This window comes from Thalassobacillus devorans MSP14, assembly GCF_000496835.1.
In the GTDB taxonomy this organism is placed as follows: domain Bacteria; phylum Bacillota; class Bacilli; order Bacillales; family Halobacillaceae; genus Thalassobacillus; species Thalassobacillus devorans_B.
This window is the reverse complement of the sequence record NZ_KI543236.1, coordinates 960063-981830: the sequence shown is the minus strand read 5'-3', so window position 1 is coordinate 981830 and position 21768 is coordinate 960063. Positions and strand designations below refer to the sequence as shown.

General features: G+C 43.9%; 20 protein-coding genes. 1 reads left to right on the top strand and 19 read right to left on the bottom strand.

The genetic code is table 11. From position 1 onward, the window contains the following. Nucleotides 1–5: 5 nt before the first annotated feature. The 15 genes from P855_RS0105870 to P855_RS0105800 form a co-directional block, all read right to left on the bottom strand. Complete coding sequence (locus tag P855_RS0105870; RefSeq protein WP_037985663.1) at nucleotides 6–707, bottom strand: DUF881 domain-containing protein; 702 nt, start codon at nucleotides 705–707, stop codon at nucleotides 6–8. Next, the gene (locus P855_RS0105865; RefSeq protein WP_028782689.1) at nucleotides 691–1515 is read right to left on the bottom strand and encodes a cell division protein FtsQ/DivIB; all 825 of its coding nucleotides are present in this window, start codon (nucleotides 1513–1515) and stop codon (nucleotides 691–693) included. The genes P855_RS0105870 and P855_RS0105865 overlap by 17 nt, the downstream gene beginning before the upstream one ends. A gap of 673 nt (nucleotides 1516–2188) precedes the next feature. Further along, complete coding sequence (gene spoVE / locus P855_RS0105860; RefSeq protein WP_037985909.1) at nucleotides 2189–3271, bottom strand: stage V sporulation protein E; 1083 nt, start codon at nucleotides 3269–3271, stop codon at nucleotides 2189–2191. An 86-nt stretch (nucleotides 3272–3357) separates the two neighbouring features. Then, on the bottom strand, nucleotides 3358–4707 hold the full coding sequence (gene murD, locus P855_RS0105855) for a UDP-N-acetylmuramoyl-L-alanine--D-glutamate ligase (RefSeq protein WP_028782687.1): 1350 nt from the start codon (nucleotides 4705–4707) through the stop codon (nucleotides 3358–3360). Further along, nucleotides 4704–5690, bottom strand: a complete 987-nt coding sequence (mraY, locus tag P855_RS0105850) for a phospho-N-acetylmuramoyl-pentapeptide-transferase (protein ID WP_028782686.1) — start codon at nucleotides 5688–5690, stop codon at nucleotides 4704–4706. Before mraY ends, murD begins: the two co-directional genes overlap by 4 nt. A gap of 33 nt (nucleotides 5691–5723) precedes the next feature. Then, entirely contained in the window at nucleotides 5724–7085 is a 1362-nt protein-coding gene (locus tag P855_RS0105845; RefSeq protein WP_028782685.1) for a UDP-N-acetylmuramoyl-tripeptide--D-alanyl-D-alanine ligase, read from the bottom strand. Next, the gene (locus P855_RS0105840) at nucleotides 7085–8560 is read right to left on the bottom strand and encodes a UDP-N-acetylmuramoyl-L-alanyl-D-glutamate--2,6-diaminopimelate ligase (RefSeq protein WP_028782684.1); all 1476 of its coding nucleotides are present in this window, start codon (nucleotides 8558–8560) and stop codon (nucleotides 7085–7087) included. Before P855_RS0105840 ends, P855_RS0105845 begins: the two co-directional genes overlap by 1 nt. Nucleotides 8561–8740: 180 nt before the next feature. After that, the gene (locus tag P855_RS0105835; protein WP_028782683.1) at nucleotides 8741–10663 is read right to left on the bottom strand and encodes a stage V sporulation protein D; all 1923 of its coding nucleotides are present in this window, start codon (nucleotides 10661–10663) and stop codon (nucleotides 8741–8743) included. Nucleotides 10664–10753: 90 nt separating this feature from the next. Continuing rightward, nucleotides 10754–12946 carry a penicillin-binding protein gene (locus P855_RS0105830; protein WP_028782682.1) on the bottom strand — a complete coding sequence of 731 codons (2193 nt, stop codon included), beginning with the start codon at nucleotides 12944–12946 and terminating at the stop codon, nucleotides 10754–10756. A gap of 24 nt (nucleotides 12947–12970) precedes the next feature. Next, on the bottom strand, nucleotides 12971–13336 hold the full coding sequence (ftsL, locus tag P855_RS0105825) for a cell division protein FtsL (RefSeq protein WP_028782681.1): 366 nt from the start codon (nucleotides 13334–13336) through the stop codon (nucleotides 12971–12973). After that, complete coding sequence (gene rsmH, locus P855_RS0105820) at nucleotides 13336–14313, bottom strand: 16S rRNA (cytosine(1402)-N(4))-methyltransferase RsmH (protein WP_028782680.1); 978 nt, start codon at nucleotides 14311–14313, stop codon at nucleotides 13336–13338. Before rsmH ends, ftsL begins: the two co-directional genes overlap by 1 nt. A gap of 24 nt (nucleotides 14314–14337) precedes the next feature. Further along, on the bottom strand, nucleotides 14338–14769 hold the full coding sequence (gene mraZ, locus P855_RS0105815) for a division/cell wall cluster transcriptional repressor MraZ (RefSeq protein ID WP_028782679.1): 432 nt from the start codon (nucleotides 14767–14769) through the stop codon (nucleotides 14338–14340). A 200-nt stretch (nucleotides 14770–14969) separates the two neighbouring features. Then, complete coding sequence (gene bshC, locus P855_RS0105810) at nucleotides 14970–16595, bottom strand: bacillithiol biosynthesis cysteine-adding enzyme BshC (protein WP_028782678.1); 1626 nt, start codon at nucleotides 16593–16595, stop codon at nucleotides 14970–14972. A gap of 80 nt (nucleotides 16596–16675) precedes the next feature. Then, complete coding sequence (locus P855_RS0105805) at nucleotides 16676–17059, bottom strand: DUF3397 domain-containing protein (protein ID WP_028782677.1); 384 nt, start codon at nucleotides 17057–17059, stop codon at nucleotides 16676–16678. After that, nucleotides 17052–17933 carry a 2-dehydropantoate 2-reductase gene (locus tag P855_RS0105800; RefSeq protein WP_028782676.1) on the bottom strand — a complete coding sequence of 294 codons (882 nt, stop codon included), beginning with the start codon at nucleotides 17931–17933 and terminating at the stop codon, nucleotides 17052–17054. The genes P855_RS0105805 and P855_RS0105800 overlap by 8 nt, the downstream gene beginning before the upstream one ends. A gap of 166 nt (nucleotides 17934–18099) precedes the next feature. On the opposite strand from P855_RS0105800, the gene P855_RS0105795 reads away from it, so the two are divergent. Continuing rightward, nucleotides 18100–18594 (top strand): N-acetyltransferase, encoded by a 495-nt coding sequence (locus P855_RS0105795; RefSeq protein ID WP_028782675.1) that lies wholly within the window; start codon nucleotides 18100–18102, stop codon nucleotides 18592–18594. A 131-nt stretch (nucleotides 18595–18725) separates the two neighbouring features. Here P855_RS0105795 and P855_RS0105790 read toward each other — a convergent pair whose 3' ends face one another. The 4 genes from P855_RS0105790 to P855_RS0105775 all read right to left on the bottom strand — a co-directional run bounded on the left by P855_RS0105790 (nucleotide 18726) and on the right by P855_RS0105775 (nucleotide 20988). Beyond that, a complete protein-coding gene (locus P855_RS0105790) occupies nucleotides 18726–19199 on the bottom strand; it encodes an RsfA family transcriptional regulator (RefSeq protein WP_028782674.1) in 474 nt (157 codons plus the stop codon). Between the two features lie 82 nt (nucleotides 19200–19281). Next, nucleotides 19282–20052, bottom strand: a complete 771-nt coding sequence (locus tag P855_RS0105785; RefSeq protein WP_028782673.1) for an enoyl-CoA hydratase/isomerase family protein — start codon at nucleotides 20050–20052, stop codon at nucleotides 19282–19284. Between the two features lie 191 nt (nucleotides 20053–20243). Further along, a complete protein-coding gene (gene rpmF / locus P855_RS0105780; protein WP_028782672.1) occupies nucleotides 20244–20417 on the bottom strand; it encodes a 50S ribosomal protein L32 in 174 nt (57 codons plus the stop codon). A 46-nt stretch (nucleotides 20418–20463) separates the two neighbouring features. Then, entirely contained in the window at nucleotides 20464–20988 is a 525-nt protein-coding gene (locus tag P855_RS0105775) for a YceD family protein (RefSeq protein WP_028782671.1), read from the bottom strand. Nucleotides 20989–21768: the final 780 nt, after the last annotated feature.

The window sequence follows — 21768 nt, the reverse complement described above, 5'->3', positions numbered from 1 at the left end:
AGCATTCACCCTTCACTGGAAAGTCTTGCATCCATTTGAATGGACTCCGACTTTTCCAGCTCTACTTCAATATTATCGGCGACCAGCTGATCGACTACCCCATTTTTCAAAGAAAAACTGGAAAACAGCACTTCCGGGTCACCAATCGCAGAAATGATAAATGGGGCGGGATGCTGTGTTCCATCCACCGTGATCACAGGGCCTGTACAAGCAAAATAACTGTTGCTGAGATATCGCTGCCCGTTAATTGCTATCGCTTTTGCTCCAGCACTCTTAAGCTCATTGACCACTTTATGGATATGCGGCTCATGCACAATATAATTATTCGCATGCGCTTCATCCGGGATATATTCCGCATCCCGGAGCGTGACTGTAATTCCCGGACCTTGTACTGGCAATTCCCCGGTCAGCAGCTGAAGTTTCTTCTTCCGTTCTACAAAGTCTGCGATTTGTCGTTCGCTTGATGCCAAATTGTTTTCAAATTGCTGAATCTTTTCAGTTTTTCCTTGTAGTTCCTCCCGAAGCTCCTTGTTCTTTTCCTCTAAATCAAGCAGCTGTTTCCGGTAGAAATATTCCTTTTCCCAAGTACGCTCCGTCAGTTTAACCATTTGGGACTCTGTATCAGCCTGTGTGTAACTGTATGATACTAAAAACCCCGTTACTAATAGAACGAAAGCGAGAATGACGTGCTTACCCTTGAGTTTCATTTTCATTCTCCCCAGGCTCTGCTTGTGCTCCTTCTTCATCTCCTGATGGTTCCTGCTCAGATGTTGAATAAGCTTCAAAGTAAGCACCCACATCAATATGGATGATCCCTTTATCTTCCGGACCTAATTGAGCCACAATTGAAGGGTATGCTCGCATTTTTTTAGAAAAGTTCCGGATTGTCCCCTGCACTTCATAACCGTCATTCATATAAAGTTTGATTTGAAATGGATTATCATCGGTCGGCGTCCAGTGAATTTCGGATATTAACCTGGCTATACTGTCAGGAAGCTCTCTCAGTTCTTTGGACATTTCCTCCAAATACGTAGCTTTATCAAAACCTATCAAGAGCGGCGCATCACCGTTGGTAACATGAAGCTCATAGGATTCCAGGCGTGTGCCATTTTCAAGAATAGGATAGTAGCTGCCGTCCAGCTTTACGTACCCCACCCGGTCATATTCATCCACCTTGATTGTGATGGTATTGGGAAAGTTTCGCGACACACTGGCTTCATTTATTTCAGGATGGGCCATGACACTGGTTTGGATCTGCTGTTTATCCACTTGCCAAAAATTCTCGTCACCAGAGATATGGCTCATTTCCCTGATTTCTTCATCTGGAACATGGACATTACCACTGACCTTGATATTTTTCACATGGCTAAGGGGGGACTGCAAGTAGATCACTATCGCAATCAATAAAAACAAAATCGTAAGATAAAAGATCAAGCGCCTGTTCGCTTTCTTTTTCCGAGCATGTTTCAACTTCGGAATGCGATCTTCAATGGAAACAATATTCTTTTTCTCCATAATGATGATTTCCCCTTAACATCTTTCAATATAAACGGAAGACAGATCTTATGTAGGAAAAAAACTTTTTGCTTATGTCCCTATCATACCTTACCTTTCAACTATCTCCCGTAGTTTCTAACAATTGGAAACAATTGTTACCCAAGCTCAACTGGTTTCAAGCCTTTACGAAGGCATCGGGTCATCCACGTTGAGGGATTTTGGCTGATTCATCCTTGATCACTGATATGCCGGGCTTTGTCCCAAACCCGTTTGAATGTACCCGCTTGAAAGTTTAATTAAACATGGATCTGCCCCTTCATTTTATCATGTTAGAACCCGTTTTGTGACTCCTTGTGTTAAAAACTTGATATTTTTTAAAAATTCACAGGATTCGTGGTCGTTAAGGCTCTTCTAACGTAAAAAAGCCGAAACTATACCCGTTCACATAGTACGGCTTATGTCATGTAAATTTGACTGTCATTGACAAATTTCTTCCCACGAAAATTTCTTGACTTATAAAATTAAATTCGACTTCAATGGGAAAAGTATACCACCGGTTTTTCCCAGCCACTTACTCCTCACCTCAATAACGGAACAGCTAAAGGCTGTTAACTATTTCTACGGACTGATACTTAAAGAAATAATTGCAAACCTACTTTTTTCTAGATAAATCACTTGTTTTACGAAAAGATCAAAGTTTGGAGTATCTGCTGACGCTTAGCAGGATACCTACAGAACATAGCGTCAAGGTCAAGGACGATCCGCCATAGCTTAAAAAGGGTAGGGTGATCCCTGTGACAGGGATAAGACCGGTCACTACACTGATATTGATCATTACCTGGATGGAAATCATCCCGATGATCCCTAATGCAAGCAGACTTCCATATAAATCAGGGGCATAAAGGGCTACCCTTATCCCTCTCCACAAAATCAGCAGAAATAACAGCAGGACAAATGAGCCTCCCAGGAATCCTAACTCTTCTGCTAAAATAGCAAAAATGAAATCGGTCTGTGGCTCAGGAAGATAAAAGAATTTCTGCAGGCTCTGGCCAAGTCCGAGACCCATTAAACCTCCAGGGCCAATGGCATATAACGATTGAATGATTTGAAAGCCACTGCCCAGCGGATCCTCCCAGGGATTCAGGAAAGCGGTGATTCGCTTAATCCGGTAAGGAGCGGACGCAATCAAAGCGACAAAACCCGCCAGACCAATCAGGCCTAACCCGATGAAATGAGCCCACCTGGCACCTGCCACGAAAATCATCAGCATGCAGGTACCTACCAGTACTACTCCCGTTCCTAGATCCGGCTGCAGCATGATCAGTGCAAATGCCACCATTACCAGACTTAAGGCAGGCAAAAAGCCTTGCTGAAAAGATGTGATATATTTTTGCCTTTCTGCTAAGAACTTGGCCAAAAAAATAATTAAACCGAGCTTCATGAATTCAGATGGCTGAATACTGAAGGCACCGACTCCAATCCAGCTTTGCGCTCCCCCTCTTACCATCCCGACTCCAGGTATCAATACTGCGATCAAGAAAACAAAACAGATGATCAGCAGTTTTTTAGCATGAGTCCTCCAGAACAAGTAAGGGATTCTTGCAATAAAGAACATCGCCACGATCCCGACTCCTGCGAATAGAATCTGACGTTTTGCAAAGAAGAATGAATCATTGAATTTATAGTTCGCCCATATACTGGATGAACTGTACACCATGATGATTCCTATCGTCAGCAGAGATAGGATTCCGACCATCAAGAGGATATCCGGCATTGTTTTAGGATTGCTTGTCTTATGCAATGAAAAAACCCCTCCTCCAACTAAATTGGAAAATGGGGCTTCTACTGCGGAACAAGCCCCTACTTCAGCTTATGCACAGCTTGGACGTACATATGCCCTCTTTCTTCAAAAGTACGGTATTGATCCCAGCTTGCGCAAGCCGGAGACAAGAGGATGACGTCTTTTTTATCGGATAATTCATAAGCTGTCTGTGCTGCTTGTTCCACGTTATCAACTTTTTTAATTGCTGTTATACCAGCCTGTTCACCAGCGTGCTGCATTTTACCGGCTGTCTCACCAAAAACGACCATCGCTTTGACATGATCTAAAAATGGTACCAGGTCATCAAAATCATTTCCCCGGTCGAGGCCGCCTGCTAAAAGAATTACAGGCTGTTTGAATGAGCTTAACGCTTTCGAGGTTGCGAGAATATTCGTAGCTTTCGAATCGTTATAGAATAGTCTGCCTTCAATGTTGTCTACAAACTCCAGGCGATGCGGAACACCATTGAAGCTTGTCAACACGTCTCTTATTCCTTCATTGGTTGCACCATTCAATTTAGCAGCAGCTACTGCTGCCAGTATATTTTCCATATTATGTTCACCGACCAGCACAACCTCGTCCCGCTTGATGATCGGGTCGCCATTGTAATAGATATACCCTTCATCAGCATAAGCTCCTTTATCCAGGTGCTGGCTGGTAGAAAAAGGGACAAGCTGTGCATTTGCTTTCCCAATAAACTTGGCAATCGTTGGGTCATCGCTATTATAAACGAGAAAGTCTTCCTTTGACTGGTTTTTGAAAATTTGGGCTTTGGCATGCTGATAGTTCTCGAGTGTTTTGTGATAGTCCAGATGGGCCTCATAAATATTCAATAATACAGCAACAGTGGGGCGAAAACGTTCAATCCCCATTAACTGGAAGGACGACAACTCAATGACCAGCGGATCGTGGTCACTCGTCCGCCTGGCTACTTCACATGAAACTTCCCCAATATTACCCGCTATGCTTGATTGTTTTCCGCTTCTCACTAACATCTCATGGGTCAAGGTAGTTGTAGTAGTTTTTCCATTAGAACCAGTAATTCCGATAATCGGTCCATGATGAAGGAGACCGGCAAGCTCTACCTCCGTGATGATCGGAAGTCCACGCTGTGACGCTTCAGCTACCAGACTGTTATCATATGCAATGCCTGGATTTTTGATCATAACATCGATTCCTTCCAGCGCTGAAACAGGGTGACCGCCGAGAATGACCTCGGCTCCTGCTTCCTCAAGTTCCTGAACGACCGGATCCTCCGGGCTTGCTTTATAGTCATTGATACGGACAGAAATGCCGCTGTCCAGCAACAGCTTTGCAGCAGCTGTCCCGCTTTTGGCGAGTCCTAAAATTAGTGCATGATGATAAGTAAAGTCTTCTAGTCGTTTCAACCTAACCACACCTCGATATAGATTCCTAACATGGCAAACACAAGGCCCAGAAGCCAGAAAGATGTAACTACACGCCATTCCGACCAGCCTTTCAATTCATAATGATGATGAAGCGGGCTCATCCGGAATATTCGCTTGCCTGTAGTTTTAAAAGAAAGCACTTGTATGATGACCGATAAAGTTTCGATAACAAATACGCCACCAATGATCACAAGTAAGATTTCCAGTTTTGTAAGAATAGCTACGATAGCGATCGCTCCACCTAAAGCCAGTGAACCGGTGTCTCCCATGAACACTTTAGCAGGATGGGCGTTGAATACTAAAAATCCCAGCAGTGCTCCGACAATAGCCAGTGAAAATATAGTGATCTCAAATTGCGGGTTTCCTGTCCATGCAAGTATGGCAAAAGCGCCGAAAGCCAAAGCAGCTGTTCCCGCAAGCAGCCCGTCGAGACCATCAGTCAGGTTGACAGCATTCGAAGCCCCGACAAGCATGACCAGAATCAACACGGGGTAAAGCAGTCCGAGATCCAATTGTATATCAGTAGCCGGAATAGCTATGTATGTCGGAAAGTCATGCTGTCTTAGAATCATGTAGACCACAACAGCAATCACGAATTGTGCCAGAAGTTTCTGCTTGGAGGTCAATCCAAGATTACGCTTCATGACGACTTTGATAAAGTCATCCAAAAAGCCGATCAATCCGTACCCGATCAATACGAATAAAAGTAAAAAGACTTCAAAACTCATCGGGTTAGGGTTGAACTTTGCTGCCATAATCAATGTGGTGATACTGACAGAGAATAATACCATCAATCCCCCCATGGTAGGCGTTCCTGATTTTTTTTGATGGCTTTCCGGTCCTTCTTCCCGAATACTCTGACCAAATTTCAATCTGCGCAGAAAAGGGATGAATACCGGGGAGATCAGGACGGTGATTAAAAATGCGATTGCTATGGTTATTAATAGTACAAAATCGTTCATGTGTTGTTCCTCCTTTACGACAGATCCCGTCCGTTACTTTTCTATCAGGGTCTCGATGATCGTTTCCAGCTTCACGCCCCGGGATGCTTTCACCAGAATGACTGTATCCTCACCCAATTCTTTTTCCAGTATTTGTGCAAGTTCCCCCTTATCGGAGAAATGTTCGGTTCTTATAGCAGAATTTTTCTCATGAACGGCCTCACTAATTTGATTGGCATCTTCGCCATACGTAAATACTGCCGCAATCGTGTCATCAATCGCTTCAGCAACCGATCGATGCATTTGTTTCGCGTGGGTTCCAAGTTCATAGATATCGCCAAGCACAAGTACTTTATGGGACTTTTCTTTCATTCCCTTGATGACTTCGATGACAGCTTTCATCGAAGTTGGAGAAGCGTTATAAGCATCATTGATAATCAACGACCCGTGCTTGCCTTTCAGCCTTTCGAATCGCATGCCAGTAACTTCTAAGTTGTGCAAGCCGTTTTGAATCTGCTCCGTTGTCATTTTCAAAAGACGTGCAAGGGTAATGACGAAGCTTGCATTTTTAACATTATGCTTCCCGGCAAGCGGTAATTCGTAGTCGACACCAGCAATTGAAAAACGGCTGTTGTCGTCCGACAATTCCAGGTTTTCAATGCGGGAACGATTTTGAGGCCCCGTACCGCATCCCCAATTGTTTTCATCTTTCAACTCTTCTGCGAGCAGAGGTTCATCACCATCAAAAATCAAAGCCCCTTCATTTTTAAGCCCTGCTTTTATTTCCAGCTTTGCCTTAGCAATCCCCTCCCGGCTTCCTAAATATTCAATATGAGATTCGCCGATGTTCGTTATGATCGCGTAATCCGGCTTAGCTAAATGGCTCAATACTTCAATTTCTCCTGCCTTGCTCATTCCCATTTCCAGAACGGCTACTTCTGTATGTTCAGGCATAGCAAAAATGGTCAACGGCATACCAATATGATTATTAAAATTCCCAGCAGTTTTATGGGTGCGGAATTTAGTGCTTAATACGGATGCCGTTAAATCTTTCGTAGTGGTTTTTCCGTTTGAGCCCGTCACACCGATAACAATCGGGTCCACTTTTTCTAGATACAATACCGCCATCGCCTGCAATGCCGCCAAGGTGTCGTCGACAAAAAACAACGGGAAATCCGTCGGTACATACCGAGGCACTTCCCTGTCTTTCTGCCATAACGATGCGACAGCACCGTTTTCAATCGCTTGTTTGAGAAATTCATGGGCATCGAAATTTTCGCCAACGATAGGCACGAACATACTCTGCTTGTTATCTTTTCTCGAATCCGTCATTACATGACGGATTGGAATCGTATCACTTACTGCACCGCTGGATTCCGGGAATAGTTCATTCAATTCGTTTACAGCAAATAACATCATTTACTCTCCTTTAGCTGCTTTAAAAGTTCCCGTGCTGTTTCACGGTCATCAAATTCGTATCGTTTGCCGTTAACTTCCTGGTAGGTCTCATGCCCTTTACCGGCGATTAAAACCATATCCCCCGGCTGTGCCTGTTCCAGGGCAAATCGGATCGCTTCCTTTCGATCAACGATTCTATCATATCCTCCCGCTTCAAGATGCTCGACCATGTCGTCAAGTATCTGCTCTGGAGATTCTGTCCGCGGGTTATCCGAAGTGAAAATAGCGTGATCCCCGAATTCCATTGCTACATCAGCCATCAACGGGCGCTTCGTGCGGTCACGGTCTCCTCCGCAACCTACAACAACCCTTACTTTGCCCCGACAGAATTCCTGCATCGTCTGCAGTACATTATGAAGAGAGTCGGGGGTGTGGGCGTAATCGATGACTATGCCGAAGGATTGCCCTTCCTCCACTGGCTCAAACCGTCCGCGGACGCCTTTGGTAGATTCGAGAGCTTGCTTAATTACATCCAGTTCCACCCCGGAAGCGATAGCCGCACCTGCTGCGGCAAGCATATTGTAGACATTGAATTTCCCCATCAGACTGCTGTTGATGGTAATTCCTCCTTCTGGGGTTGTCAATGTAAACGTCGTACCTTTTTCATGTAAATGAAGATGATCAGCCATGATTGCTGCTTCTTTTTGAATCCCATAACTAAGAACCGGCTGGGCCGTACTACGTATCATGACATCGGCTGCCGGATCATCTGCATTGATGATAGCGAACTTCGGATTCTCCGGGTTAAAGGTATTCCCCAATTGAGCAAACAGCAGTGATTTAGCATGGAGGTACTCATCCATATTCCCGTGATAATCCAAGTGGTCCTGACTAAGGTTCGTAAAAACCGCTACATCAAAATCGCAGCCGTGGACACGTCCTTTATCCAATGCGTGAGAAGACACTTCCATTATTGCAGTGTCTACATTACGTTCCTTCATCTCCTGGAAACTTTTTTGCAAAAACAAAGAGTCTGGTGTCGTATTCCTTACCGGATACACCGACTCATTTATTTTCATTTGGATCGTACCAATCAAGCCGGTCTGGTGTCTGTTCATTTGAAAAATTTCCTCAAGCAGATAACTGACGGACGTTTTTCCGTTCGTACCGGTAATTCCGATCAATTGCATGGAAGTGGTAGGATACTGATAAAACGTGTTGGCTATGCTTCCCATCGCCCTGTTTGTATCGGGTACAACAATATAGGGGATGGAAACATCAAGCGGACGTTCACAGATAAGCGCAGCAGCTCCCTGCTTCACCGCCTGCGAAGCAAAATCATGACCATCGAAATGATCGCCAGGGAGACAAATGAATAGATCTCCTTCTTTCACATTTCGCGAGTCCATTTCCACCCCGGTAATCTCGATATCCTTCAGTGATTTATTTGTTTGAAAATTTGGTATATGTCTCAATAATTCTGGTAACTTCATTTTCTATCATCCTAACTGTAAACACATTCTCATCTATTATAGCAAAAGTTTCTTCATCTCACGATGACAGAAGAAAATTTAATCAGGAAAACCTGTCTAGCATCGATGCACTTATGGCAGAAGCCTTTGTTTTTCCTATACTTAATACTTATAAAGGTGAATTCTTTAAAAGATAAAAAGTCATTTCCCTAAGTATACACGCACAGGCGATCCCGTTTCTAACTTTACGCCAGGCTCAGGCGCTTGTTCAATAACTTTATCCCCTTCGCCGCTTACTTTTACATTGAGATCGATAAGGTAAGTTTCAAGTTCATCCTTTTCCAATCCGACTAAATCAGGCATCTCCACCATCGGCTGATCCGGCCACTTGTATTCTTTTTCCAGACCGCCTTTTCTCTGTTCTACACCAAGTGCACGCAAGCTGTCTTCCATGATGTTGCCAACCAGCGGAGCAGCTACCACACCACCGAACTGGATGGTGTTTTTCGGATTATCCACCGCTAAATAGACGACAAGTTCAGGATCATCCGCAGGTGCAAAACCGATAAAGGATACGATATGATTATTGCTCATATATTTCCCATCCTTGCCTACCTTCTGAGCAGTACCAGTCTTTCCACCGACGCGATACCCTTCGACATATGCTCCCCGCCCCGATCCTTTGGCAACAACGCTCTCCAGGGCTTTACTGACTTCTTTTGATGTTTCTTCGGAAATGATTCTTTGTTTCATTTTCGGTTCATTTTTTTCCACTATTTCACCTGTCACTGGATCTCTCCAGGCTTCTTGTATATAAGGTTCATATAAGTATCCACCGTTTACAGCCGCTGCGACAGCCATCACCTGCTGGATAGGGGTGACCGAGACCCCTTGACCAAAGGCTGTTGTCGCAAGTTCGACCGGACCGACGTTTTCCGGCTTAAACAATATCCCTTTCCCTTCTCCTTGCAAATCTATTCCTGTTTTTTCCCCAAAACCGAAAGCATCAATATAATTGAATAATTTTTCTTTTCCGAGCTTTTGTCCCAAGGTTACAAATCCAGGGTTACAGGAATTTTGTACGACTTCCAAATAAGTCTGATCCCCATGACCGCCTTTTTTCCAGCACCTTATCTTTGCCCCATCCACATTGATCGAACCGGAATCATGGTAGTGATCTTCATGCAGATCAACGAGATTTTCCTCCAGTGCAGCTGCCAGGGTGATAATCTTAAATGTGGAACCAGGCTCATATGTACTCCATACCGGTAAATTTCGATTATACACGGAAGGGTCGACATCCTGGTAATTCTCCGGGTGGAAATTAGGTCTCGACGACATCCCCAGCACACGTCCGGTATTCGGGTCGACGGCAATTGCCACAGCACCATCCGGCTCATATTTGGAGACAGCAATATCCAGTTCACGCTCTATTATTGTCTGGACGCGTTGATCGATGGTGAGTTGTAAGTCCATTCCATCTTTAGGCGGCTCATAAACATCCGCTTTGTTCGGCATCCGTTTTCCTTTCGCATCCGAATAAAAAGATAAATAGCCTGGGTTTCCGCTTAATTGTTCATCATAATACGCCTCAAGCCCCATCAGTCCCTGATTATCGATACCTGTGAAACCAAGTACATGCGAAAGAAACTCTCCGTTAGGATAGTAGCGTTTTGAATCCTGGGCAACATAAATCCCTTCCATTCTTAACCCCTGTATTGCTTTTGCCTGCTCCTCGGAAATTTTTCTTCCTTCTGGATGGATTCTTTCTATGGAAATGTTTTTTGTAACATGCTGGTAAGCCTTTTCCAACGGCATGTCCAAAATCCTTGCTAACTCTCGTGCTGCTTTTTTCGGTTCCTTTATCTGTCTCGGCACGACCATCACTGTAGGGGCCGAGACGTTACCCACCAAAACCTCCCCTTCGGTGTCCAGAATCTTACCTCTTTCCGGTTCAAATGTGATATCTCTGCTCCATGATTCTTCTGCATCTGAAACAAGAAAATCACCCAGCACAAATTGGACATATCCAAGCCGGGTCATAATGATCAAAAATATAACTGCTGCCAAAATAAAAACAGTGATCAACCGTTTTCTGACTGTTACGAGTGATACGCGCTTCATCAATTTGGCTCCTTTCGCGCATAGACTTAGCTTGTATCACTATATGACAGTCAAAAAACGATTAGAACACTGCTCCATCAGGAAGAAGAGTCAGTTTTCCCCTTCGGGTTCTGTTTCCTCTTCTTCTCCTTCTTCCATTCCGGGCGGCTGGAATTCGACTACTAAATAACCCCCGTCCTGTATTTCTGCACCTGGTGGTGCGCTCTGTTTATAAGCAAATCCATTTCCCATTGTTTCAACTTTCAAATGGAACATATCGGCAAAATGAAAGACATCTCTTGCTGACCATCCAGTTATATCAGGCATGGTCGGGTTTTCAGTCACCAGGAAGATCCTTTGATTAGGAAGGACCGAGGTCCCTTCTTCCGGGTATACTTTTTCAACTTTACCGTCTTCCGAGCCAATCACCGTCACTCTGTTGAAATCATTTCCGAGCTTCTCTTTCGCTTTCTTGACAGAGTCTCCTTTTACTTCAGGAATTTCTTTAAGATCGACTGTTTCTTTGGACTGCTGGTCCGGACGGATATCGAGATAATGAAGACTGTTCTCTGTCACTGTCTTGACAATATGCGCGACAGGTTCCGGTCCATACTCGGTCACTTCCAGTTCCGGCTGCTGGACTGCAACATAAATCAACAGTTCAGGGTCATCTTTAGGTGCCATACCGAGGAATGAAAAAATATAATTGTTTTTGCCTGTCATGTATCTTCCTGTTTCGGGATCAGGGATTTGAGCTGTACCGGTTTTACCGGCCATGCTGTAATCATTCAGCTTATAGATGTTACCGGTAGCATCTTCATCTGAAACGACCGTTCCCAGCAGATCACGCATTTGCTTAGCGGTTTCCGGCGAAATCGGTTCTCCGATCGTTTCCGGTTTATTTTCACTTTTCACTTCCCCTGATTCACTATCCAAAACTTTTGAGAGTACATATGGCTGCATCATTTTACCATCATTAGCAACTGCGCTGGCTGCAGTTAATAATTGAATTGGAGTAGTAGTAGTCCCTTGACCGAAGGCAGTGGTCAATTTTTCGACAGGCCAGTTATAAAGGATTTTGCCTGTTGCCTCCCCTGGTAAATCAATTCCGGTTTTTTGTCCAAAACCAAACTCCTCCAGATAATGACGGAATTTTTCTAACCCTATTTTTTCCTTGGCCAATTTTGCTGCAGCAACATTGGAGGAATACCGCATCCCCTGATCATAAGTGATGCTCCCCCAACCTTCCCGGCGGTGGTCATATATTGGCCGGCTTCCTTCATCAAATTGATAGTTTCCGGATTTGAATTTTTCCGAACCGTTATAGACCCCTTCTTCCATTGCTGCAGCCCATGTGAAAATCTTCATCGTCGATCCGGGCTCAAATGGATAGGAAACGATATCGTTATACCAGTTCTCCACCTCTTTGATATGGTTCGGGTTGTAGCTTGGACGGTTTCCAAGTGCCAGTATTTCCCCTGTATCCGGGTCCATGACAGCCGCCATGATCCGCTTTGGTTTATATTGTTGTTCGACCTGGCTCATGGCATCTTCTAAAAACGTCTGGATTTTCTGGTCGATCGTCAGCATGACATCGTCCCCATCATCCGGCTTTTTGATCACTTCTTTAGGGTCAAGGAGTTTCACCCCGTATTTATCGCGCTGGTAAGAGATTCTCCCTGGACTACCCTGCAGATATTCCTGCATTTGTTTTTCAACACCTGTAACTCCCTTACTCTGTCCGTTTTTGGTTTGAGAAAAGCCGATGACGTGGGAGGCGAACTTGCCATTCGGATAATACCGCTTCGATTCTTCAATGAAATTGATACCAGGTAGCTCCAGCTGTTTGATATCTTTCATTTTTTGTTGAGATAAATCTTTCCCGGCGGAGCCGAACTCCACCTGAAACCTCTCATTTTCAATCCCTGATTCTATACGGGATTCGATATCACTTGCTTTCATATCTAATAAAGGAGCCAGCATTTCCGCCGTCTTTTCCGGATCGGTTACATGCTTTGGCTCCTCCAGGTTCGTAGAATATGCTTCATCCACGATGGCATACAGCCTATAAGTCGGGCGGTCATAAGCCAGCGTCATGCCATTCTGATCCAAGATCCGGCCGCGGGTAGCATCGAGTTGATAAGCGCTTGTCCGTTTCTTATCCGCCCACTCATTCAGATCGATCCCCTGCACTTCTCCTGTTGTCTGGATGTATAAAAATCGTCCTGCCAATAACATAAATAGCAGCGTAAAAAACAACATCCATACTTTAGCCATCCGCTGGGTATTCTTGCTCTTCATCATAAGATGCTCACCACAATCTGTTTGTTAATTTCCGAAAGTTGAAGCCTGTTTAACTTTAGCGTTCTGGATTTTAAGACCGTTTTCCTTGGCGATTTTAAGTATGCGATCCGGGTTGCTCAATTCTTTCACTTCGTATTTGAGACTTTCATTGGTAGCTTTCTGGACTTTCACCTGATGTTCCAGTTTTTGTACATCCCGGTTCAGAGAATCCGTCGTCGAAGAAAATTGTACCATAAAAACGGAAGCTGCAAGTACTATTCCACTTGCCACCGTATAAAGGAATTTTTCTCCTCTTGAAATCCATCTCTTCTTCTGGACTTTAACCTTTACCTGTTTTTGTGTTTGTTCCTGCTCCTGGTGTTGTATGTGTTTAATTTGTTCTGCATTCATCATTGGTTCCACCTTTCATCCATTTTGAATTCTTCCGTCCAGTCTTTCACTTTCTCTACGATTCTTAATTTAGCAGATCGCGACCGGCGATTATTCTCCAATTCCGACTCATCCGGCACAATAGGTTTTCTGGTCACAAGCCTGAAAGGAGGTTTCTTTTCCTCGGGTATGACCGGGATATTTTTAGGTATCGGCGGGTTGCTGCTCCACTTTTTAAAGGCCTGTTTACATATCCTGTCTTCTAAAGAATGAAAAGTTATCACGGCAATCCGTCCGTTGACGGCCACCGAACGGGCTGCCTGATCCAGTACATTACTGAATACTCCAAGTTCGTCATTGACAGCAATCCGTATCGCCTGAAATACGCGTTTGGCCGGGTGCCCGCCTTTTCTTCGTGCTGGAGCGGGTATTGCGTCTTTAATGATATCGACGAGTTCAAATGTCGTTTCAATCGGTTTTTCTTTTCTTCTTGCTTCTATTTTTCGTGCGATTTGTTTTGAGAATTTTTCTTCTCCATATTTAAAGAAAATCTTTACCAGCTTTTCATACGGCCACTCATTGATGACCTGAAATGCCGAGAATGTCTCCTGCTGATTCATCCGCATGTCCAGCGGTGCATCGTTTTGATAACTGAACCCACGCTCTTTCACATCGAGTTGGGGACTGGAAACTCCAAGGTCGAACAGGATGCCATCCACGTGTTCGATGCCTAATCTTTCTAATTGCAGTTCTAATTCACTAAAATTCGCATGGACAAAAATAATTTTGTTTTGATGAGGTTCAAGCCTCTCTTTGGCTGCCTTAAGTGCCATTTCATCCTGATCGAAGGCAATCAATCTTCCACTTGCGCTTAACTGCTCACAAATGGCTTCCGTGTGTCCACCTCCGCCAAGTGTACAATCGACGTATGTACCATCTGGCTGTACCTGCAAACCTTCGACAGCTTCTTTTTTCAATACACTAAAATGATCAAACATCCAATCACCCGCTTCTTTTTCCAATTAAATATCAAAATCCATCATATTTTCAGCAATCTCCGCAAAGGACTCTTCAGATTCCTCAAAATAGGTTTCCCATTTGTCCTTCGCCCAGAATTCAATCCGGTTAGAGACACCGATGACAACACATTCTTTCTCAAGATCTGCGAAATTCCTCAAAGGTTGTGCGATATTTACTCTTCCCTGCTTGTCCACTTCGCATTCTACTGCACCTGAGAAGAAAAAACGTGTGAAGGCGCGGGCGTCTTTTTTAGTCAGTGGGAGTTTTTTCAGTTTTTCTTCAAGGATCCTCCATTCGGTCATTGGGTAAGCAAACAAGCATTGATCCAGTCCTCTGGTCAGCACGAAAGTATCCCCCAGGCCCTCACGGAACTTGGCAGGAACAATGATTCTTCCCTTCGTATCAATGCTGTGCTGGAATTCGCCCATGAACATAGAGTCTTCCCCACTTTCTGAATAAATCCAGTGTACCACATTCCCCCACTTTCCTCCACATTAACATACACTTTCGCCCCACAACAAAAAAAATCCTGCTCAAATGAGCAGGATTCCTTCTTTGTTTTTCGACTGCAAATTGTTATTATATCAAGCTTTTACACGTTTTTTGACAATTGGGTGGAGGATGGTGGGGGATACTACATGTAAATCCCATAATGGGGTGTTTCAAATCTCATCTCATGGTGGAGAATTTCTTCAAAAATATTCCATCCAAACTGGTTGATCCAAGGGAGCACTCCCCACATCCGCTCCTGAAGACCTCCTCCAGGATGTAATGCCAAGTCTAAATAGTCAAACTTACGCAGCTCGTTGGCATGTTTTTCTTCTATTGCCTTGGACATACGCTTTTCCAGAAACTCAATATCCTGGAAGAGGTAGGCAAGATTCTTTTCTGCCAGCTGTGCGACGTCACTTCTAATATCAGCAGCCTTTTCTCTTAAGGGCTGGTGGATCCGTTCGATTTCCATTTTCACCTGGTCTGTGATTACTTCTAAAGGTGGATAGCTTTGAGAAGTCAGCCACGCTGTCTTTTCATGCGCAACCCCTCGTTCAATTACATCTTTAACCTTCAATTGAAAGGTCTCCATATATTTTGCCGCTTTACGATCAATAAAAGTGAAAGATAATCGTGGAACAACCGGTGGCATTTTCAGCCCAATCGCTTCAAAAGCAGGTTTCAGTACCGACCAGTAACTAATTTCCCCCGGTCCCCCGATAAACGCAAGTGTAGGGAACATTAACTCCTGCATCAGCGGCCGTGTGACGACGTTGTTGCTAAGACGTTCCGGTTCCTGATCTGCAATTTCAAGAAGCTCTTCCTTCGTCAGGACCACTTCCTGCTGCTTGCCGTAATAGCGGCCATCTTCCCCTGTTATTAATAGTATCCTATCTCCGTCCTGATGCAGAAACAGGTGGGCATCCGACAGATCGCAGTCCAGTGAAACCGGATAACCTTGCTGCATGTTTTGCTGCCACGCCGCGTATACACCTTGTGTAATCTGCGTCTGGTTATGGATCATTGTTTTAAAGTGAGCAGATTCCAGTTTTCTAAACTTCGGATGATGAGAATCGACCAGGACGACCCCTTCCTGACGAAACAGCTTATAAATCATGCGGGCGAAAAAGTCCACATAGCTTTCAGACTGGTATAGCTCCTGTTTGATTTCATGATGCAGGTCTTTGGAGTAGCCCGTTTCTTCTAATTGGGTGAAAAGATCTGCAAGCCACGTTTCCACTGCCTCATGTTCCAGCGGCAAGTCACTTACCGAAGCTTTTTGAACTGGTACTTGTCCCACCTGATATTTTTTCATGCGATTTTCTTTTGGTAGAAATAAATGATTGATTTCATCAAAGTCATGGTCTTCTCCTGCTATCCAAAACACAGGGATCACGGGCGTGCCACACTCTTTTTCGGCTTTCCTGGCCAGATCAATAATAGAAATCAGTTTATGAACCGAATATAACGGACCGGTTATGAGCCCTGCCTGTTGACCCCCGATGATGACCGTACTTTCAGGATCTTTTAACCGGTCAATATTCTCAACGGTACTTCTTGGGGCATCCCACTCCTCATTGATTTCCTGTAACACATGTACCAGTTCACCCCGCTGGCAGGACTGCTCCTTCAAATCTTCTTTCCGCTTTGCAAAGACAGATGATTGAAAAGGATGATAGTGGAACTTATCCTGTACGCGCTCCATGGAATTGCGATAATCATGGACGAGGGCGTTATTCGTTTTTATATCAATTGGATCGATGCGCATATGCGAAGGTCTCCTTTTCATTCTATTTATGTATACTTATGTATTGTACAAAAAAGGAGAGTGTAATTCACATATTATGTTTATAAGGTGAGCAGTTTACCCGTCAACCCATATAAGCTTAGACCGATATACAGGACTCCGAAAAGCAAAGAATTGAATCTCCAGAACCCTTTCCAGGCGCGCTTAAAGACAACTTCTTCATGAAGACGGTACTGAATAATGACCGCTCCTGCCAGTATCAGCAGCAGCAACAATAGAATGTAACCAAAAAAGGATTGATCAAACAGGACTCTTGCTAATAGGTCCACAGATAGAATAAACAGAAACGTAGCCAGGTTAGTCGTCTTGTGAATCGCTTTCCATTTATGCCGGTAGATTTTTCGGTAGATAAAGTAGAACATAAATAAGACAGGGATTGGCATCGTTAGTACGGCAGCATAGATATAAATCAGTACATCACCCATGATCTCCCTCCTTTCTTTTTGCGAATTCTTTCGCTTTGATAGCCTGATAGATGAATGAATGAGCAGGAAGATAATCAGTCCTGTTCAATAGATAGCCTGTGATTGCTTCAACTTCTGAAATCCGCCCTTCAGAAACATCTTTATACATGGAAGAAAAGTTTGAAGCTGTCGCCCCGGCCACCCTTTTTGTATTTTTCCATTCCTCCTGAAAGTTTAGCTGCAGTACCTGGCACGCTTCCCGGCAAAGACTCCTCGCAATGTCATAGAGGAATGGATTCTCCAGTAATTGGCCATTACGGACCTCAAATATAGCAGTCAATGGATTGATGACCGCATTGACTACAAGCTTCTTAGCTAGCATTGGGTAATAGTTCCGCTCTGCGATAAACGGAAAATCATCGCGGCTCAACTGCTCCACAAGTCCATCTACATTCCTGGCGTTTTCCACCGCAGCCATTCTTATCACACCTTTTCCAGTGTGACGCACCGCGCAGTCAGAAGTCTTTAACGCTCCGTGCTCGGTGACACCTACCAATACACCTGAAAAAAGACTGTTGACCCTATCCAGATGGCCCATGCCATTTTGAAGAAAAACCAATGTCTCATCATCACCAGCTTCTTCCAGGATGGGCATTAGACCCTCCAGATGATGCTGTTTGACACATACGAAGGTAATATCATGACGGGGAAGATTTTCAGCAATCCGGGCGTTTACTTTCACTGTATCGGAACATCCATCTAATTCGACTCCATGTTCATTCACCTGTTTCATTTGTTCCAGCCGTCTGACATACAATGTTACCTCATTTCTTTTTCCCAAATAATGTGCCATCAATAAACCAACAGCCCCACCACCAATGATACCTATTTCCACGCCTGCACCTCCAATCCCTGTTATGATTAACAATTATTGTAGCAAACTATCAAAAAGCTCAGTACTAATTTTTTTCATGAAATTGAGCGTTCAGTCAATTGCACATTTCATTCTGAAAATTTTTATATTATAATAAGGGTACAGAGAAAAGAAAGGGGTATGCATCATGTTAGAAACAATCAAAGTGGAACGTTTATTAGTAAATTATAAAACCCTTGAAGAATTCAAGCGGTTCAAAGAATATGGCAACCAGGAACTTTCTATGCTGGAAGACCTGCAGAGCAATATTGTGGAAAATGACAGTGAGTCTCCTTTTTTCGGGATTTATTATGGAAACGCTTTAATCGCACGGATGAGTTTGTATCGTGTCGATGCGAAATACGACCAATATTTCGATCCTTCCCAGGATTATTTAGAGCTATGGAAACTGGAAGTGCTCCCGGATTACCGGGGAAAAGGTTATGGGAAAGCATTAGTAGACTTTGCAAAAAGCTACAATTTACCGATCAAAACGAATCCTCGTATCAAATCTCATGGATTTTGGGAGAAAATGGGCTTCCAGAAAGCTCAATATGATATGGAGAGGGACCTTGGGGAAAATCCATTGATCTGGATGCCTGCAGGGGTCAACGAAAAAGATTCAGGTGAAAGCAGCGAATAAGTGTGAGAAAGCCTTCGAAGTTTCTTATACTTCAACTCTTTAACATGTTATATGTTCGTAACGTATAAAATAAGCCGCGCTATAGATTCCAATAGCGTGGCTTCTGTTATTTTTCAGCAATAAAATTATCATTATACCGTTAAGTTCTGATCTTTCTGTACCCATGCCATCAACTTCTCTACTTCCTTCCAGGCAGATTGATAACGGGTAACAGCCGCCTTAAGCGCCTGGTTTTCTTCTGATAACAATTTCAGCCGGTCTTCCATAATCGGAAGATGATCCTCGGTATTCTGCTTCTCTTTCATTTGGGTCAATAGAGATATTGCATCATCCAATGACATATTAATGGGAGCTTCTGTATTTGATACTGGTACATGCTGCTTTCTTTTTCTCTCACTTTTAGCCGTTTCAATCGCTTGCTGATAGTGTTTGCGGACATTCGCATTCCAGCGGAAACCACAGGCCGCTGGAGTCCGGGAAAGTTTATCAGCTACTTCCCGGAAAGCCTCCAATTGCGTTCTGCCCTGCCGGATGCAGCGTAGAACCGTTTCAGCCAAAAGTAAATCTTCTTCTTCTTTCCAGGCATCCTGTCGATTGACGTCCATTCCATCCCTCCTCTATCGTTTGCTTTATATGTATGCAAGACAGAGGTTTAATAGAATAAGTTAATAAATTAGAAGTTATCTTCTAGGAGCGACGGGTCATGAACCGTTTGACCGCTTCCTTATGTTCTTCCGATTCCCATAGCCGGGAGCATGTAAGAACTTCTTCATCCATCACAGGAGATAAAGATATCATGGATAGTTTTTTATCATATTGTTTTTTCCAGACTTGCATTTGCTCTACTGACTTATCAAGGAATTGACCAATCAGATTCTCCGCATCTTCCAATTCTTCCCTGTTAATCAGACGATGCGCCCAGCCGATGGCTTTCACACGTTCACTGTCATACATGTCTGCCTCCATGATCCATTGGAAAGCAAATTCCGGACGGATTTTTTCATATAACAACGCCCCACCGCCCCATCCCGGGGTGATTCCCAGTTTCCCCTGGACAAAGCCGTAGGAAGCATCGTTGACTGCATAGCGGATATCACACGCTGTCGCTATCTCACATCCTCCTCCCCGTGCCTGTCCGTTCAGCAGGGCGATGGTTGGCAAAGGAAAGGAAGCCAGCTGATAGACGACTTCTTTCATCGGGTATAGTGTTTGAAAAGCCTCGCTCGCATCCATATCTCCATGCAGGTCTTTTAAATCCCCGCCGGTACAAAAAGCCTTTTCCCCACTTCCGGTGATGACCAGGCATTTCAACCCATCTGCCTCTTTCGCCTCCCCCAGTGCCTGAGAAAGCTCTGCAGTCATCTGCTTTGATACGGCATTCATTTTTTCCGGACGATTCAGCGTAATCTTAGCATATTTGTCAGGAATCACTTCATATGTAATCGTTTCATACTTCATCGTTATCTCTCCTGTAATACGTCATATTAGATTTCATACATACGAAATACTATTAGAAAAACTTGGCTTATCGCCAAGTCCTTATGGCGAAAGCCTTAGTTTTTTCTTATACTTTAATCCTTTAATTAAGTTAAACTTTCCTAAAGTATAAAAAAAGATGCCTGAGATTATCAGACATCCTTTCTGCTTGCTTATTGTTCGACTACTTGCTTTCCATCATAATGTCCACAAGATTTGCAAACATGGTGAGGCTTCGTGTACTCTCCGCAGTTGGAGCATTCCACCATGCCAGGTACGTGAAGTTTTTTGTGGGTACGACGTTGGTTCTTCACTTTTTTAGAAGTTTTTCGCTTTGGTACTGCCATGTTCTACACCTCCTTCAATCGATCGAAAATCTCTATTGGGATTTTCTCAGTCTTCGTTTTGATTATCATTGAGTAATGATTGCAGTTTAGCCATTCGAGGATCCACTTTTTTCTCCTGTGCTTCCTCGGTGACCAGTTGCCAGCCTTGACCTTCCTGTGGTGCCTGATCATATGCTTCCTGTTTTTCAGAAAACACGCGAAAAGGAACCTCCAAGAGTACATTTTCCTTTATATAAGGCGTCAAGTCAAGAACTTCTCCATCCACTGGATGAATTTCTGACTCATCCTCTTCCTCATAAAAAGGGGAAACGGAAAAGACTTCAATAGCATCAACGTGAAATGGATATTCTACATCGACCAGTGTGCGGGCACATGGAAGAATCATCTTCCCATCGATAGTGAATTGGAAAGTGATTTCTTCTCCCACCATCGTCGCCTGTCCTTTGACATGGACGGGATCAATGCGGCGAATATCATTCTTCATTTCTTCTAGTTCACTAATATCTACATCATCTTCAAATACAAACGGCTCATCGCCAGCCTGCTTGAGTTTTTGTAGCGGAAATTTCATAAATATCACCTCATGGCAACAAGAGTAATTGTAAATATATTTTAACCTTTTGTCAACATATTTTCTTTACAGACACGAAAAGCGGAAGTACACGAGTCGCTAGGCGCTGCAGCTAGACAAGACGAAAAGCGGAGGTGCCCGTTTAGCGGCGTATGAACTGGACGGTCCCTGATGAGATAAAGGAAACACGGTAAGCCGTAGGCGAACCGATGTTGACTTATCGTAGGGAAGGGACAGGAAGTTCACTAGACGCTGGGCACCGAAGCTAGACAGACACGAAAAGCGGAAGCGCCTGGTCAGAAACTATTCCTGGACGGTTCAGAATTATAGTCTGCCTTCCCTTACCTTTTTTAATTAGATCATATGTTTTTACTAAAATAACATATTATCCAGCGAATTTGCGAATGATATCCTACATCGCCTGGTTATTTTTGCTACAATAGCCTTAACTGTACATAATGAATACACAACAAGTTTAATACTATTTATCGCCCTATTGATATTACAGTTAAAGCTCCCTTTTGCTGAAGACTCAGTTTCGAGATAGTCGGGTCCGTTACCATGAGAAGAATGGGATGGGCTGGGAAACAACTCGCTTTCCTGCGGGGGACCTGGCAAGCTTCCTCGGGCTACGCCCTGTGGGATCTCGCCTAGCCCCTTCTCCCGCGGGAGTCTCGTCATTTCCCTGCCCATCCAGCCAGTTTAGTAATAAACGGCCTCTTCATGTGTGTAGCTGAAATCTTCATCTTGAGCCATTTATAAAGAATATAAAGGATGCAG

What these genes read in the sequence shown, in the direction of transcription:
- P855_RS0105870 (WP_037985663.1), bottom strand. Translation starts at nt 707, where the DNA reads ATGAAACTCAAGGGTAAGCACGTCATTCTCGCTTTCGTTCTATTAGTA.
- P855_RS0105865 (WP_028782689.1), bottom strand. Translation starts at nt 1,515, where the DNA reads ATGGAGAAAAAGAATATTGTTTCCATTGAAGATCGCATTCCGAAGTTG.
- spoVE (WP_037985909.1), bottom strand. Translation starts at nt 3,271, where the DNA reads ATGCCGGATATCCTCTTGATGGTCGGAATCCTATCTCTGCTGACGATA.
- mraY (WP_028782686.1), bottom strand. Translation starts at nt 5,690, where the DNA reads ATGAACGATTTTGTACTATTAATAACCATAGCAATCGCATTTTTAATC.
- P855_RS0105845 (WP_028782685.1), bottom strand. Translation starts at nt 7,085, where the DNA reads ATGTTATTTGCTGTAAACGAATTGAATGAACTATTCCCGGAATCCAGC.
- P855_RS0105840 (WP_028782684.1), bottom strand. Translation starts at nt 8,560, where the DNA reads ATGAAGTTACCAGAATTATTGAGACATATACCAAATTTTCAAACAAAT.
- P855_RS0105835 (WP_028782683.1), bottom strand. Translation starts at nt 10,663, where the DNA reads ATGAAGCGCGTATCACTCGTAACAGTCAGAAAACGGTTGATCACTGTT.
- P855_RS0105830 (WP_028782682.1), bottom strand. Translation starts at nt 12,946, where the DNA reads ATGATGAAGAGCAAGAATACCCAGCGGATGGCTAAAGTATGGATGTTG.
- ftsL (WP_028782681.1), bottom strand. Translation starts at nt 13,336, where the DNA reads ATGAATGCAGAACAAATTAAACACATACAACACCAGGAGCAGGAACAA.
- rsmH (WP_028782680.1), bottom strand. Translation starts at nt 14,313, where the DNA reads ATGTTTGATCATTTTAGTGTATTGAAAAAAGAAGCTGTCGAAGGTTTG.
- mraZ (WP_028782679.1), bottom strand. Translation starts at nt 14,769, where the DNA reads ATGTTCATGGGCGAATTCCAGCACAGCATTGATACGAAGGGAAGAATC.
- bshC (WP_028782678.1), bottom strand. Translation starts at nt 16,595, where the DNA reads ATGCGCATCGATCCAATTGATATAAAAACGAATAACGCCCTCGTCCAT.
- P855_RS0105805 (WP_028782677.1), bottom strand. Translation starts at nt 17,059, where the DNA reads ATGGGTGATGTACTGATTTATATCTATGCTGCCGTACTAACGATGCCA.
- P855_RS0105795 (WP_028782675.1), top strand. Translation starts at nt 18,100, where the DNA reads ATGTTAGAAACAATCAAAGTGGAACGTTTATTAGTAAATTATAAAACC.
- P855_RS0105790 (WP_028782674.1), bottom strand. Translation starts at nt 19,199, where the DNA reads ATGGACGTCAATCGACAGGATGCCTGGAAAGAAGAAGAAGATTTACTT.
- P855_RS0105785 (WP_028782673.1), bottom strand. Translation starts at nt 20,052, where the DNA reads ATGAAGTATGAAACGATTACATATGAAGTGATTCCTGACAAATATGCT.
- rpmF (WP_028782672.1), bottom strand. Translation starts at nt 20,417, where the DNA reads ATGGCAGTACCAAAGCGAAAAACTTCTAAAAAAGTGAAGAACCAACGT.
- P855_RS0105775 (WP_028782671.1), bottom strand. Translation starts at nt 20,988, where the DNA reads ATGAAATTTCCGCTACAAAAACTCAAGCAGGCTGGCGATGAGCCGTTT.